Origin of the sequence: Streptomyces thermoviolaceus (genome assembly GCF_045209695.1) — a bacterium.
GTDB lineage: Bacteria > Actinomycetota > Actinomycetes > Streptomycetales > Streptomycetaceae > Streptomyces > Streptomyces thermoviolaceus.
Genome location: NZ_CP109280.1, coordinates 4,659,271 through 4,674,291, shown reverse-complemented (window position 1 = coordinate 4,674,291; position 15,021 = coordinate 4,659,271). Strand labels below are relative to the sequence as shown.

The 15,021-nt window shown below is 72.3% G+C and carries 10 protein-coding genes and 1 tRNA gene; 5 read left to right on the top strand and 6 right to left on the bottom strand.

What is annotated here, in order from left to right; translation table 11 throughout:
• The first annotated feature begins 1 nt into the window (after position 1).
• The 3 genes from OG899_RS20355 to OG899_RS20345 are packed head-to-tail and all read left to right on the top strand — an operon-like array spanning position 2 to position 3,485.
• The gene (locus OG899_RS20355) at positions 2-1,831 is read left to right on the top strand and encodes a branched-chain amino acid ABC transporter permease (protein ID WP_125499262.1); all 1,830 of its coding nucleotides are present in this window, start codon (positions 2-4) and stop codon (positions 1,829-1,831) included.
• 5 nt (positions 1,832-1,836) lie between these two features.
• Complete coding sequence (locus OG899_RS20350; RefSeq protein WP_251505578.1) at positions 1,837-2,772, top strand: ABC transporter ATP-binding protein; 936 nt, start codon at positions 1,837-1,839, stop codon at positions 2,770-2,772.
• Positions 2,769-3,485 carry an ABC transporter ATP-binding protein gene (locus OG899_RS20345; protein ID WP_125499264.1) on the top strand — a complete coding sequence of 239 codons (717 nt, stop codon included), beginning with the start codon at positions 2,769-2,771 and terminating at the stop codon, positions 3,483-3,485. Before OG899_RS20350 ends, OG899_RS20345 begins: the two co-directional genes overlap by 4 nt.
• A gap of 158 nt (positions 3,486-3,643) precedes the next feature.
• Here the strand turns inward: OG899_RS20345 and OG899_RS20340 are convergent, their stop codons facing one another.
• Positions 3,644-4,315: an ANTAR domain-containing response regulator gene (locus tag OG899_RS20340; protein WP_125499265.1), complete on the bottom strand. Its 672-nt coding sequence runs from the start codon at positions 4,313-4,315 to the stop codon at positions 3,644-3,646.
• A gap of 100 nt (positions 4,316-4,415) precedes the next feature.
• Between OG899_RS20340 and OG899_RS20335 the strand changes: the two genes are divergently transcribed.
• Positions 4,416-4,489: transfer RNA gene (locus OG899_RS20335), tRNA-Leu, on the top strand.
• A 155-nt stretch (positions 4,490-4,644) separates the two neighbouring features.
• Here OG899_RS20335 and pyk read toward each other — a convergent pair.
• The gene (pyk, locus tag OG899_RS20330) at positions 4,645-6,081 is read right to left on the bottom strand and encodes a pyruvate kinase (RefSeq protein ID WP_168131350.1); all 1,437 of its coding nucleotides are present in this window, start codon (positions 6,079-6,081) and stop codon (positions 4,645-4,647) included.
• 287 nt (positions 6,082-6,368) lie between these two features.
• On the opposite strand from pyk, the gene OG899_RS20325 reads away from it, so the two are divergent.
• The gene (locus OG899_RS20325) at positions 6,369-8,183 is read left to right on the top strand and encodes a bifunctional UDP-sugar hydrolase/5'-nucleotidase (protein WP_168131351.1); all 1,815 of its coding nucleotides are present in this window, start codon (positions 6,369-6,371) and stop codon (positions 8,181-8,183) included.
• 149 nt (positions 8,184-8,332) lie between these two features.
• On the opposite strand, the gene OG899_RS20320 is transcribed toward OG899_RS20325, so the two are convergent.
• From OG899_RS20320 to pepN, 4 genes are all read right to left on the bottom strand, one after another.
• Positions 8,333-9,775, bottom strand: a complete 1,443-nt coding sequence (locus OG899_RS20320; protein ID WP_168131352.1) for a lysine N(6)-hydroxylase/L-ornithine N(5)-oxygenase family protein — start codon at positions 9,773-9,775, stop codon at positions 8,333-8,335.
• A complete protein-coding gene (locus OG899_RS20315) occupies positions 9,772-11,160 on the bottom strand; it encodes an aminotransferase class V-fold PLP-dependent enzyme (RefSeq protein WP_168131353.1) in 1,389 nt (462 codons plus the stop codon). The genes OG899_RS20320 and OG899_RS20315 overlap by 4 nt, the downstream gene beginning before the upstream one ends.
• A gap of 266 nt (positions 11,161-11,426) precedes the next feature.
• Positions 11,427-12,260 (bottom strand): NAD(P)H-binding protein, encoded by an 834-nt coding sequence (locus OG899_RS20310; protein WP_406311110.1) that lies wholly within the window; start codon positions 12,258-12,260, stop codon positions 11,427-11,429.
• 118 nt (positions 12,261-12,378) lie between these two features.
• A complete protein-coding gene (gene pepN / locus OG899_RS20305) occupies positions 12,379-15,021 on the bottom strand; it encodes an aminopeptidase N (protein ID WP_125497756.1) in 2,643 nt (880 codons plus the stop codon).

The following is a 15,021-nucleotide window of genomic DNA, read 5'->3' as shown; positions in this document are numbered from 1 at the left end:
GATGACCACACAGATCACCGAACCCGAGACCCCGACCGCCCCCGCCCGTGGTGCCCAGGCCTCCGGCCTGTTCGGCATACCCGCGCCCGTCGGACGGGCCCTGGCCGCCGGCGGCGGCGTGCTCACCGTCGCCGCCACCTTCCTGGCCTGGACCTGGACCGCCGAGTTCCCCGGCGACCTGACCGTCTACGGCTACCCCGGCGGCCTGCAGGTGCAGGTCCTGATCGGCGGTGTGCTCACCACCCTGTTCGCCCTCGCCTCCCACGGCGTCCCGGGTGTGCGCAGGATCGCTCCGGCCGGCGCCGACGCGGCCGTGAAGCTGGCCGCCCTCGGCACCTTCGCCACCGCCTGGTACACGGTCCTCGCCATCAGCGTCGAACTCGGCGGTCTGGTCAACCTGGAACCCGGCGGCTGGATCGTCGCCGTCACCAGCCTCGCCGCCCTCGTCGGCGCCCTGGCCCTGCCGTTCGAGCGGCCCGAGCCGGACCCCGTCGACCCCGACAGCACCGCCTGGGAGAAGACCGCCCACCGTCTCGCCCACGGCTGGCAGACCGTCAAGGCCGCCTTCGCCGCCGGCAGCCCCCGCCCCCTGCGCGCCCTGCCCTCCTGGGCCGAGCTGCTGGTGATCGTCGTGATCCTCGCGCTGGGCCTGACGGTGTTCACCTACGGCATCGGCACCTCGTACGACGAACTCTTCGTCGGCTTCCTGCTGCTGGCCGGTTTCGGCTTCGCCGCCCTGCACAAGGCCGGTCTCGTCGCCCACGCCACGCAGATCACCGGGCGGCACCAGAACGTCACCCTGTGCGGGGCCTTCGTCGCCGCCGCCCTGTTCCCCTTCACCCAGACCGACGACCAGTACGCCACCCTGGGCGTCTACATCCTGATCTTCGCCACGGTCGCCCTCGGTCTGAACATCGTCGTCGGCCTCGCCGGCCTGCTCGACCTCGGCTACGTCGCCTTCCTCGGGGTCGGCGCCTACGCCGCCTCCCTGGTCTCCGGCTCGCCCACCTCGCCCTTCGACGTGCACTTCCCCTTCTGGGCGGCGGTCCTCATCGGCGCGGTGGCCTCGCTCGTCTTCGGTGTCCTCATCGGCGCCCCGACCCTGCGGCTGCGCGGCGACTACCTCGCCATCGTCACCCTCGGCTTCGGGGAGATCTTCCGCATCACCGCCAACAACCTCGACGGCACCTCGGGGCCCGATCTGACCAACGGCTCCAACGGCATCTCCTCCGTCCCCAACCTGGACATCCTCGGCTTCGACTTCGGCGCCCCGCACTCCGTCGGCGGCTTCACCATCGGCCGCTTCGCCAACTACTTCTTCCTGATGCTGATCATCACGGCCGTGGTGGTCCTCGTCTTCCGGCGCAGCGGCAACTCCCGCATCGGCCGGGCCTGGGTCGCCATCCGCGAGGACGAGACCGCGGCGCTCGCCATGGGCATCAACGGCTTCCGGGTCAAGCTGATCGCCTTCGCCGTCGGCGCCTGCCTGGCCGGACTCGCCGGCACCGTCCAGGCCCACGTCACCTACACCGTCACCCCCGAGCAGTACCTGTTCGCCGGGACCATCCCGCCCAACTCGGCCTTCCTGCTGGCCGCGGTCGTCCTCGGCGGCATGGGCACCATCGCCGGCCCGCTCATCGGTGCCGCGCTGCTCTTCCTCATCCCCAACAAGCTGCAGTTCCTCGGGGACTACCAGCTCCTCGCCTTCGGCGTCGCCCTCATCCTGCTCATGCGCTTCCGTCCCGAAGGCCTCATCCCCAACCGCCGGAGCCGACTCGAGTTCCACGACGCAGCCGACGCGCCCGAAGCCCTCGGCAGGACAGGGGCCTGACCACCATGACCACCGACACCACCACCTTCGCCGCACCGCGGCCGGCCGCGCCCGGCGAGCCCGTCCTCGAGGCGCGCGGCGTCACCATGCGCTTCGGCGGCCTCACCGCGGTGCGCGGCGTCGACCTGACCGTGCACGCCTCGGAGATCGTCGGCCTGATCGGCCCCAACGGCGCCGGGAAGACCACGTTCTTCAACTGCCTCACCGGGCTGTACGTCCCCACCGAGGGAGAGGTCCGCTACAAGGGTGCCGTGCTGCCGCCGAAGTCCTTCAAGGTCACCGCGGCCGGCATCGCCCGCACCTTCCAGAACATCCGGCTGTTCGCCAACATGACGGTGCTGGAGAACGTCCTGGTCGGGCGCCACACCCGCACCAAGGAGGGGTTCTGGTCCGCGGTGCTGCGCGGCCCCGGCTTCCACCGCGCGGAGGCCGCCTCCCGCGCCCGCGCCATGGAACTGTTGGACTTCGTCGGGCTCGCGGCCAAGGCGGACCATCTCGCCCGCAACCTCCCCTACGGCGAACAGCGCAAACTGGAGATCGCCCGCGCCCTCGCCAGCGAGCCCGGGCTGCTCCTGCTGGACGAGCCCACCGCCGGCATGAACCCCCAGGAGACCCGGGCCACCGAGGAACTCGTCTTCGCCATCCGGGACATGGGCATCGCCGTCCTCGTCATCGAGCACGACATGCGCTTCATCTTCAACCTCTGCGACCGCGTCGCCGTCCTCGTGCAGGGCGAGAAGCTCATCGAGGGCGACAGCGCCACCGTCCAGGGCGACGAACGCGTCGTCGCCGCCTATCTGGGCGAGCCCTTCGAGGGCGCACCCGGGGCGGAGGAGGCCGCGGAGGTCCGCGAGGCCGAGGCCCATGCCGAGGCGACGGCCGGGCAAGCCCCGGCCGAGCCCACCCGTGACGCCGCGCCCGGCAAGGAGACGGACCGATGACCGCACTGCTCGAAGTCGAGGACCTGCGCGTCGCCTACGGCAAGATCGAGGCCGTCAAAGGCATCTCGTTCACGGTCGAGGCCGGCCAGGTCGTCACCCTCATCGGGACCAACGGCGCAGGGAAGACCACCACGCTGCGCACGCTCTCGGGACTTCTCAAACCCGTCGGAGGCCGGATCAGGTTCGACGGCAAATCCATCAAGAGAATCCCCGCGCATCAGATCGTCTCGCTCGGCCTGGCCCACTCTCCCGAGGGCCGGCACATCTTCCCCCGGATGACGATCGAGGACAATCTCCGCCTCGGTGCCTTTCTCCGCAAGGACAAGGACGGCATCGAAAAGGACATACGGCGCGCCTACGATCTCTTCCCCATCCTCGGGGAACGCAGAAAGCAGGCGGCCGGCACCCTCTCCGGCGGCGAACAGCAGATGCTCGCCATGGGTCGTGCCCTGATGTCCCGGCCCAAGCTGCTGATGCTGGACGAGCCCTCCATGGGCCTGTCCCCCCTGATGATGCAGAAGATCATGTCCACCATCGCGGAGCTGAAGGCCCAGGGCACCACCATCCTGCTGGTCGAGCAGAACGCGCAGGCCGCGCTCTCGCTCGCCGACCAGGGCCATGTCATGGAGATCGGCCGCATCGTCCTGTCCGGCACCGGGCAGGACCTCCTCCACGACGAGTCCGTCCGCAAGGCGTATCTGGGCGAGGACTGATCCGCCCGTCGCGCCGAAGCCTCCGGGCCGCCGCCCCGGTCACCGCCGGGCGGCGGCTCGTCCGCCGCTCCACCGCGGTGGTGCGCACGGTACGCGAAGGCCCGCGCTCCCCGGCCGGGGAGCGCGGGCCCGAACACCCTCGAGGACGGCTCGGCCGCTCAGCCCTTGGCGGACTTGCCGTTCTTCGCGGCCTTCTTCTCCTCGTTGTCCTTGATGACCGCCTCGGCGACCTGCTGCATCGACATACGGCGGTCCATCGACGTCTTCTGGATCCAGCGGAACGCGGCCGGCTCGGTCAGCCCGTACTCCGTCTGCAGGATCGACTTCGCCCGGTCCACCAGCTTGCGGGTCTCCAGCCGCTGGGCGAGGTCCGCGACCTCCTTCTCCAGCTCCTTCAGCTCGGTGAACCGCGAGACGGCCATCTCGATCGCCGGCACGACGTCGCTCTTGCTGAACGGCTTGACCAGGTACGCCATCGCACCGGCGTCCCGGGCCCGCTCCACCAGGTCGCGCTGCGAGAACGCGGTCAGCATCAGCACCGGCGCGATCCGCTCCCCGGCGATCTTCTCCGCGGCCGAGATGCCGTCCAGCTTCGGCATCTTCACATCGAGGATCACCAGGTCGGGGCGGTGCTCCCGGGCGAGTTCCACCGCACGCTCACCGTCCCCGGCCTCGCCGACGACCGTGTAGCCCTCCTCCTCGAGCATCTCCTTGAGGTCCAGCCGGATCAGCGCCTCGTCCTCCGCGATGACGACACGGGTCGTCACCGGGGGCACGTGCGACTTGTCCTCGTCGGGCACGTTCACGGGCTGGGGCGACTCGGCGGTCACGGAAGCTCCTCGTTCTGGGCAGGGTGGTGCTGACAAGAGCCTACCTATCTCCTGTATGTTTGAGGGACCGAGGGGCTACACTGACCTTCGGTTCTAAGAGGCTCCGGTAGTCCAATCGGCAGAGACGATACCCTCAAAAGGTATTCAGTGTGGGTTCGAATCCCACCCGGGGCACCTGACCTTCGAACGAGGGAAAGCAGCGAAAAGCGGATGTTCTCGCCGTGGCGAACATCCGCTTCTTTGTGCACCGGCGCCTTTTCGCCGCCCTGCCCCGCGTACCCGAGCGCACCGGCCGGTGCCCGGGCCCGTCCGGGCACCGCCCCGGCTAGCTACCGAGGGCAGTCGTCCACCCCGATGTGGTGGACGCGGACCATGTTGGTCGCGCCCGGCACGCCCGGCGGGGAGCCGGCCGTGATCACCACCGCGTCGCCCCGTTCGCACCGGCCGGAGCGCAGCAGCAGCTCGTCGACCTGGGCCACCATCGCGTCCGTGGAGTCGACGCGGGGGCCGAGAAAGGTCTCCACGCCCCACGACAGGCTCAGCTGGGACCGGGTGGCCGGTTCGGGGGTGAACGCGAGAAGCGGGATCGGCGAGCGGTAGCGGGACAACCGGCGGGCGGTGTCACCGGACTGGGTGAAGGCGACGAGGAACTTCGCGCCGAGGAAGTCGCCGATCTCCGCGGCGGCACGGGCCACCGCGCCGCCCTGGGTGCGGGGCTTGGTGCCGTCGGTGAGCGGCGACAGGCCCTTGGCCAGGAGGTCCTCCTCCGCCGCGGCGAGGATCTTCGCCATGGTGCGGACCGTGACGACCGGGTGCTTGCCCACGCTCGTCTCGCCGGAGAGCATCACCGCGTCCGTGCCGTCGAGCACGGCGTTGGCCACGTCCGACGCCTCCGCCCGGGTCGGGCGCGGATTGTCGATCATGGAGTCGAGCATCTGGGTGGCGACGATCACCGGTTTGGCGTTGCGCCGGGCGAGCTTGATCGCGCGCTTCTGGACGACGGGGACCTGTTCGAGGGGCATCTCCACCCCGAGGTCGCCGCGGGCGACCATGACGCCGTCGAAGGCGGCGACGATGTCGTCGAGGGCCTCCACCGCCTGCGGCTTCTCGATCTTGGCGATGACGGGGAGGCGGCGGCCCACCTCGTCCATGACGCGGTGCACACCGAGGACGTCGCGGCCGCTGCGGACGAAGGAGAGGGCGACGGCGTCGAAGCCGGTGTGCAGCGCCCAGCGCAGGTCCTCCTCGTCCTTCTTGGACAGGGCGGGGACCGAGACGGCGACGCCGGGCAGATTGAGGCCCTTGTGGTCGGAGACCATGCCGCCCTCGAGGACCTCGGTGTGCACGCGGGGGCCGTCCACGGCGGTGACCCTCAGGGCCACCTTGCCGTCGTCGACGAGGATGCGCTCGCCCGGGGCGACGTCCTCGGCGAGGCCGGCGTAGGTGGTGCCGCAGATGCCGTGGTCGCCCTCGACGCCCTCCTCGACGGTGATGGTGAAGCTGTCGCCGCGCTCGAGCAGGACGGGGCCCTCTCGGAAGCGTCCGAGCCGGATCTTGGGGCCCTGCAGATCGGCGAGGAGTCCGACACTGCGGCCGGTCTCCTCGGCTGCGCGGCGGACGTGCCGGCAGCGCTCCTCGTGTTCGGCGTGGTCGCCGTGGCTGAGGTTGATGCGGGCGACGTCCATTCCGGCGTCGACCAGTGCCTTGATCTGGTCGTACGTCGTGGTGGCGGGCCCCAGAGTACAGACGATCTTCGCTCGGCGCATGGTCCGAGCCTAGGCCCTACCGCCGGGTAGTGACGGGGCACCGGGTTGCTGTTCAACGACCTTTGGATGAAAGGCTGTTGACCTTTCTCAGGTGTGCGGCGAGGCGCTCTCGCGAGCACCCGGAAGCTAAGCCGGCCGGCTTCCGCGGGAGCCCCGGTCACCAGATCGCAATCTGCCGGCACTGTTGCTGATCGCCATGCTCAGGTCAGAATCTACGCGCGTCCACCGACGTGCGCCCACGTGCACCCCACGTCACCCTGTTGTCCCCTGCGCGAGGAGAGACCGACATGGCGTTGAACCGCCGGAAGTTCCTGACACAGTCCGCCGCGACCGGGGCGGGGGTGGCGCTGGCGGGCGCCGTGGCGGCTCCCGCGGCGCAGGCCGCACCGGCCGATGCGGCGCACGGCAGGGGCAAGCACCCCAAGCGGTACGCGCTGACCGTGATGGGCACCACCGACCTGCACGGACACGTCTTCAACTGGGACTACTACGCCGACGCCGAGTACTCCGACACGGCCGGCAACGCGCAGGGCCTGGCCCGGATCGCGACCCTGGTCGAACAGGTCCGCCGGGAAAAGGGCCGGGAGAACACGCTGCTGCTGGACGCCGGCGACATCATCCAGGGCACCCCGCTGACCTACTACTACGCCAAGGTGGACCCGATCACCGACCGGGGCGGCCCCGTGCACCCGATGGCGCAGGCGATGAACGCCATCGGGTACGACGCGGCGGCCCTGGGCAACCACGAGTTCAACTACGGACTGGAGACCCTGCGGAAGTTCGAGCAGCAGTGCGACTTCCCGCTGCTCGGGGCGAACGCGGTGGACGCCACCACCCGCCGGCCGGCGTTCCGGCCGTACATGATCAAGACGTTCCGGGTGCACGGCGGTCCGCCGGTGAAGGTGGCGGTGCTGGGGCTGACGAACCCGGGCATCGCCATCTGGGACAAGGCCATCGTCCAGGGCAAGCTGGACTTCCCCGGCCTGGAGGAGCAGGCGGCGGTCTGGGTGCCGAAGCTGCGCTCCATGGGCGCGGACGTGGTGATCGTGTCGGCGCACTCGGGCACGTCGGGCACCTCCTCCTACGGCGACCAGCTGCCGTACGTGGAGGACGCGGCCGCGAACGTGGCGCGGCAGGTGCCGGGGATCGACGCGATCCTGGTGGGACACGCGCATCTGGAGATCCCGGAGCTGAAGGTCGTCAACGAGCAGACCGGCAGGACGGTGGTGCTCTCCGAGCCACTGTGCTTCGCGGAGCGGCTGACCCTCTTCGACATCGAGCTGGTGTTCGACAAGGGCCGGTGGCAGGTGGAGTCGGTCTCCGCCTCGCTGCGCAACTCCAACGAAGTCGAGGACGACCCCGAGATCGTCCGGCTGCTCACCGACGAGCACAAGCAGGTCGTGGCCTACGTCAACCAGGTCGTGGGCCGGGCGACCGAGACGCTGACCGCGGCCGAGGCCCGCTACACGGACGCACCGATCATCGACCTGATCACCAAGGTGCAGGAGGACGCCGTCAAGGAGGCGCTGGCGGGCACCGAGTACGCCTCGCTGCCGGTGCTCGCGCAGGCGTCCCCGTTCTCGCGGACCGCCCGGATCCCGGCCGGCGACGTGACCATCCGGGACCTGGCGGGCCTGTACGTGTACGACAACACGCTGGTGGCGAAGGTGCTGACCGGTGCCCAGGTGCGGGACTACCTGGAGTACTCGGCGGAGTACTTCGTGCAGACGCCCGCCGACGCGCCGGTGGACCCGGAGAAGCTGACGAACGCCGGCGACCGCCCGGACTACAACTACGACTACGTCTCGGGGCTGCAGTACGACATCGACATCGCCCAGCCGGCCGGTTCGCGGATCAAGAACCTGACGTTCGACGGTGCGCCGCTGGACGACACGCAGCAGTTCGTGCTGGCGGTGAACAACTACCGCGCCAACGGCGGCGGCGCGTTCCCGCATGTGGCGTCGGCGAAGGAGGTGTGGTCGGAGTCGACGGAGATCCGGACCCGGATCGCCGAGTGGGTCACCGCCAAGGGCGAGCTGAACCCGGCCGACTTCGCCTCCACGGACTGGAAGCTGACGCGCGACGGCACCCCGGTGTTCTGACGCACGGTCGGCATCCGCGTGTTCCGACGCCGTCGGCGCCTTCGTGCGCTGACGCGCGGCCCGCGACGCCCTGCCGGTGTGCCGGCCGCTGACGGTGCGGTGCGCACCGGCACCGGGCCGGCCGGTCCTTCGGCCGGGCGCGGACGGCCTCAGATCCCGTCGGCCAGCGGGGTGAGTTCCCTGAACCGGCGCCGCGACGGGATCCGGGGCCGTCGTGCGTCCAGGCCGAAGGTGGTGAAGGCGGTGCGGTCGGGCAGCGGGTAGGTCTCGTCCCCGGTGACGGCGTTGAGGATGGTGGCGCTGCGCCAGGCGGCGAGCCCGAGGTCCGGGGTGCCGACGCCGTGGGAGTGCAGCTCGCCGTTCTGGACGTAGACATGGCAGCCGGTGGCGGTGATGGCGGGGTCCAGGACGAGCCGGTAGTGCTCGTCGACGCGGGGGCGGCCGCTGCCGTCGCGCTCCAGGCAGGGGTCGAGCCCGGCGATGAGGGGCAGCAGCGGACGCGGCCGGTAGCCGGTGGCGAGGACGACGGCGTCGGTGGTGAGGGTGCTGCGGGTGCCCTGCTGGGTGTGCTCCAGGTGCAGTTCGACGGTGTGGCCGGCGACCCTTCCGGCGGTGCGCACGCGCACCCCGGGGGTGAGGACGGCGTCCGGCCAGCCGCCGCGCAGGCAGCGCCGGTACAGCTCGTCGTGGATCTCGGCGAGCGTACCGGCGTCGACGGCCTTGTACAGCTGCCACTGCGCGGCCACCAGCCGGTCCCGCACGGGCTCGGGCAGGGCGTGGAAGTAGTGGGTGTAGTCCGGGGTGAAGTGCTCCAGGCCGAGCTTGGAGTACTCCATCGGGGCGAAGGCCTCGGTGCGGCCGATCCAGGTGAGGCGTTCGGCGCCCACCGGGCGGTGGCGCAGCAGATCGAGGAAGATCTCCGCGCCGGACTGCCCGGTGCCCACGACGGTGACATGGCCGGCGCCGAGCAGCTCGTCACGGTGGTCGAGATAGTCGGCGGCGTGCACCACGGGGGCGCCGGGGGCTCCGGTGAGGGGTCTGAGGGGCTCGGGGATGTGCGGTTCGGTGCCGATGCCGAGGACGACGTTGCGGGTGTGCACTCGGCCGAGGGACTCCGCCTCGCCGTCGGCGCCGAGCCGGCTGTAGTCGACCTCGAAGAGGCAGTGTTCGGCACTCCAGCGGACGGCGTCGACCTGATGGCCGAAGTGCAGTCCGGGGAGGCGATCGGCCACCCAGCGGCAGTAGGCGTCGTACTCGGCGCGTTCGACGTGCAGGCGCTCGGCGACATAGAACGGGAAGAGACGTCCGGCGTCCTTGAGGTAGTTGAGGAAGCTCCACTCGCTGGCCGGGTCGACGAGGCTGACCAGGTCGGCGAGGAAGGGCACCTGGACCCGGGCGCCGTCGATGAGCTGGCCGGGATGCCAGGAGAAGCGGGGACGCCGGTCGAAGAAGACGGCGTCCAGCCCTCCGAGCGGGTGGGCGAGCGCGGCGAGGGACAGGTTGAACGGCCCGATGCCGATGCCGACGAGGTCGCAGGGGGCCTCGGGGGTGTGCCGTGGCGGGTGGGCGGGGACGGCTGCCGGGTGGTTCATGCGCGGGTGCTTCCTTCCACCAGTTTCACGAGGGTGGCCAGGTCGTCGGGCCGGGTGTCGGGGTTGAGGACGGTCGCCTTCAGCCACAGCCGTCCGGCGAGGCGGGCGCGGCCGAGGACGGCGCGTCCTTCGGTGAGCAGCGTGCGGCGCACGGCGGCCACCGTGTCGTCGTCGGCGTCGGCAGGACGGAACAGGACGGTGCTGATGACGGGCGGGCCGTACAGGTCGAGGCCGGGCCGGGCCTCGACGAGGTCGGCGAGCTGTCGGGCGCGGGCGCAGACGGTGTCGACGAGGCGGCCGAGGCCGGTGCGGCCGAGGGCCTTCAGGGTGACGGCGATCTTGAGGATGTCGGGGCGCCGACTGGTGCGCAGGGACCGGCCGAGCAGGTCGGGCAGGCCGGCCTCGGTGTCGTCGGGGGCGTTGAGGTAGTCGGCCCTGCTGTGCAGGACGGCCAGCTCGTGCGGCCGGCGCACGGCGAGCAGTCCGGCGGCGAGCGGCTGCCAGCCGAGCTTGTGCAGGTCGAGGGCGACGGTGTCGGCGGCGTCGAGACCGGCGAGCTCGGAGCGGTGACGGTCGCTGAAGAGCAGGCCGCAGCCGTGGGCGGCGTCGATGTGGAGGCGGGCACCGTGGGCGGCGCACACCTCGGCGACCTGCGGCAGGGGGTCGATCAGGCCGGCGTCGGTGGTGCCGGCGGTGGCGGCCACGACAAGACGGCCGCGCGGGCCGCCGAGACCGCGGAGGGCCTCCTCCAGGGCGGCGAGGTCGAGGGTGCCGTCCGGGGCGGGCACGACGACGGGGTCGGGCAGGCCGAGCAGCCAGGCGGCGCGGGGCAGCGAGTGGTGGGCGTTGGCCCCGCACACCAGGCGGACGGTTTGCTCGTGGGTCTCGCGGGCCAGGAGCAGGGCGAGCTGGTTGGACTCGGTGCCGCCGGTGGTGACGACGGCGTCGGCGAGCCCGGCCAGACGGGCGAGGGCGCGGGTGACGAGGGCCTCCAGCTCGGCGGCGGCGGGCGCCTGGTCCCAGGAGTCCAGGGAGGGGTTGAGGACGCAGGCGGCGAGATCAGCCGCGGCGGCGACGGCGAGCGGGGGGCAGTGCAGATGGGCGGCGCACAGCGGGTCGGCGGGGTCGGCGGCGCCCTCGGCGAGGGCGTGGACGAGCGTGTGCAGGGCCTGCGGGTCGCCGTGCTCGGGCAGGACGTCCCCGACGGCGTCGCGCAGCCGGGCGGCGACGGCCGGCGGGCCGCCGGCGGGCAGCGGGCCGCCGCGGGCGCGCCGGCCGCTGTCGAGGGCGTCGAGCACGGCGGAGAGCAACGGCCGCAGGGTCGCGGCGCCGTCGGGTCCGGAGGCCAGCCGGGCCTGCGGCGGCCGTGGGGGCGGAGTACTCATGCACTGTCCTCCGGGCTGCCGGGGCAGGGCTCCGGCGTTCTCACCGGCTGCCGGGCACGCCCGGAAGGCTCAACGACCGGCGACGGTACGCGGGTACCGGCCAAGCGGGGGAACCTGCGGCCGGACCGGTCGGAGGGCCTGCGGTGCGGCACCGTGAACGCATTCCGTGACCGGTGACCGCGGCCGGACGCGGCCGCCGGACGGCGGCCCCGGCGCCCGAGCGCGGGGTGCGCCGGGGCCGCCGTGCGGCGGTGTGCGGGGGCGCGTCAGGCCTGGAAGTCGGCCTTGTGGTCCCGGGCCCACTGCGCGAAGGTCCGGGCGGGTGTGCCGGTGATCCGCTCCACGGTGTCGGTGATCTCCGGGGTGGACCCGACGGAGGCCCGGAAGGTCCTCAGCAGCCCCTGCAGCGCGTGCGGCTGCACGTGCGGGAACAGTGCGGGCCCCGCCTGCTCGGGCGGCACCTCCTCGAAGACCAGCTCGCGGCCCAGGGCGCGGCCGATGGCGGCGACCTGTCCGGCGTTGGTGACGGCCTCGGGGCCGGTGATGCGGTGGACGGCGCCCTCGTGTCCGTCGTCGAGCAGGGCCCGTTCGGCGACGGCGGCGATGTCGTCCTCGTGGACGGGCGCGGACCGGGCGTCGGCGTACACGCCGCGGACGGTGTTCCCCGAGCGGATCTGCGGCGCCCACTGCAGGGAGTTGGTGGCGAAGGCGCCCGGCCGCAGAAAGGTCCAGGCCAACCCGCCGGCGCGGATCCGCTCCTCCACGGTGGCGTGCATGACGTAGACGGGGTGGGTGGTGTCGGCGCCCTCGTCGACGACGGCCGAGGACAGCAGGACGACGTGCCGGACGCCGGCCGCGCGGGCCGCCTCCAGCAGGGCGTCCGGCCGTCCGCCGGCCGCCTGGACGTACAGGAAGAGCCGCGACGCCCCGGTGAACGCGGCGCCGAGGTCGTCCGGCCGGAAGCGGACCGCCTCGGCGCCGTCGGGCAGGCCGGCCCGCTCGGGGTGGCGGGTCAGCGCGCGCACGGGCCGGCCGGCGGCGACGAGACACTGGACGAGGGCACGGCCCACGTTGCCGGTGGCGCCGGTGACGACGATCACGGTTCTCCTCCGTGGCTCGGACGGATGCGGGCTGATCGCCCGTCAGGTTCCCGAGCCTGGGCGGACCGTGCCCGGTGTGCGCCCCGCCCTCCCGCCGCCGGCTCCGGCGGGGCCCGTCCTACACCTGTGCCCCGGCCCGGTCCGCGTCCGGCCGTTCGGCCTCCTGCCGCTGCCGCTCGGCCCGGCGGACGCGCAACGCGCGCTCCAGGTCGTCGAGCTGGTCGGCGAGCTGGCGCCGCAGCGCCGGCACCGGGCCGGCCTCGCGCAGGCAGGCGTCGCCGAGGCGGAGATGCGCGTCGTCGACGGCGTGCACGGGGAACGCCCAGCGTCCGGCCGCGGCGGCGATGGCCGGTCCGCGCCGGGCGGCGACGGCCACCGCGTCCTCGTAGTAGCGCGGCACGTACTCCCCGACCAGGTCGGCCTGTTCGGGCTGCCAGAAGCCCTGGGCGGTGGCGATGAACAGGTAGTTGGACAGCTCGTCGGAGGCGAACATCGCCTCCCAGGCGGCGCGCTTGGCCCGGGCGTCGGGCAGCGCCGCACGGCAGCGGGCGGCGCCCTCCCGGCCGGTGGCGGACGGGTCCTGCTCCAGTTCGGCGGCGATGGCGGCCTCGTCGACGGCACCGAGGACGGCGAGCCGGGCGAGGATGCGCCAGCGCAGTTCGGGGTCGAGTTCCGGGCCGCCGGGGACCGTGCCGTCGGCGAGCCAGGCGGCGATGGTGTCGGGGTGGACCGCCGCGTCGACGACATGGCGCACGGCGGTCAGCCGCAGCCCGGGGTGGTCGCCGTCCTCGGTGCGGCGGATGAGGTCGCGGCACAGGTCGGTGAGCGTGGCCAGGGCGGCCGGCCGCTGCTCGGGGTGCAGGAAGCGGTCGGCGATGTGGGTGCGGGCGAAGGTGAGGACCGCATCGGTGAGCGCCACGTCGGTCTCGTACGGCAGATGGGCGCGGGCGATCTCCAGGTACGTCCCGGCGGGCAGGTCGCCGTCGCGGACGGCGTCGCGCAGGGCGTTCCAGACGACGGCGCGGCTGAGCGGGTCGGGCAGGCCGGACAGGCTCGCCCGGATCGTGCGGAAGGAGTGGGGGTCGAAGCGGATCTTGGCGTAGGTGAGGTCGCCGTCGTTGAGCAGGACCAGGGCGGGGCGCGGGCCGGTGGAGCTGATCCCGGCGTTGCCGCCGGCCGGGATGTCCGCTTCCGCCCGGGTGCGCAGCACCAGACGGCCGGCGTCGTGCAGGTCCTGGTCCCAGACGCCGACGGTGATGTGGTGCGGGCGGCTGCCGCCGTCGGTGCGGGCGCCGGGGTCCGCCGCCGGGGTGTACCGGGCCGGCTCGACGGTGCCGGGCCGGTGGTCGATGTCCACGTGCCAGTACGGGGGGTCGGTGCGCAGCGTGGGGACGAGGGTGTCGACGCCGGTGGTGCGCAGCCAGGACGCGGCCCAGCCGTGGACGTCGCGGTCGGTGGCCGAGGCCAGGGAGTCGAGGAAGTCGGCCAGGGAGGCGTTGCCGAACCTGTGGCGCCGGAAGTGGGTGTTGATGCCGGCGAGGAAGTCCTTCTCGCCGAGCCAGGCGACCAGCTGGCGCAGCGCGGAGGCGCCCTTGGCGTAGGAGATGCCGTCGAAGTTCAGCAGCGCGGAGGCGGTGTCGGCGACGGCCTCCGGGGCGACGGGGTGGGTGGAGGAGCGCTGGTCGGCGTCGTAGCCCCAGGGCTTGCGGGAGACGCCGAACTGGGTCCAGGTGTCGGTGAAGCGGGTGGCCTCGGCGGTGGTCTGGTAGCCCATGTACTCGGCGAACGACTCGTTCAGCCAGATGTCGTCCCACCACCTCAAGGTGACCAGGTCGCCGAACCACATGTGGGCCATCTCGTGGGCGATCACCCGGGCGCGGGCCTGGCGCTCGGCGTCGGTGACGGCGGAGCGGAAGACGTACTCGTCGCGGAAGGTGACCAGTCCGGGGTTCTCCATGGCTCCCGCGTTGAACTCCGGGACGAAGGCCTGGTCGTAGGAGTCGAAGGGGTACGGCTCGGTGAACTTCTCGTGGTAGCGGTCGAAGCAGGCGCGGGTGATGCCGAGGATCTCCTCGGCGTCGGCGTCCAGGTGGGGGGCCAGGGAGCGGCGGCAGTGGATGCCGAAGGGCAGGCCGCGGTGCTCGGTGCGCACGGAGTGCCAGGGTCCCGCGGCGACGGCGACGAGGTAGGTGGAGATGCGGGGGGTGGGGGCGGCCTTCCACACGCCGTCCGCGGTGCGCTCGGTGACGCCGTTGGCGAGGACGGTCCAGCCCTCGGGGGCCTTGACGGTGACCTCGAAGACGGCCTTGAGGTCGGGCTGGTCGAAGGCGGCGAAGACCCGCTGGACGTCGTCCAGGAACAGCTGGGTGTAGACGTAGGTCTCGCCGTCGGCGGGGTCGGTGAAGCGGTGCATGCCCTCGCCGGTGCGGGAGTAGCGCATGACGGCGTCGACGCGCAGCTCGTGCACACCGGGGGTGAGGTCCGTCAGGGGCAGGCGGTTGCCGGTCAGGGTCGCGGGGTCCAGTGGCTGTCCGTCGAGGGTCGCGGAGTGCAGCTCGGCCGGTTTCAGCTCGACGAAGGTGTCCGCGGCGGTGTCGGCCGTGCCGTCGGTGCCGGTGCGGACGGTGAACCGGATGACGGTCCGGGAGCCGAAGGTGTCCTCCCCGCGGGTCAGGTCGAGGTCGACGGCGTAGTGGTGGACGTCGAGGAGCTGGGCTCGGGTCTGCGCTTCGTCGCGCGTGAGTACGGACATGCAGGCCAT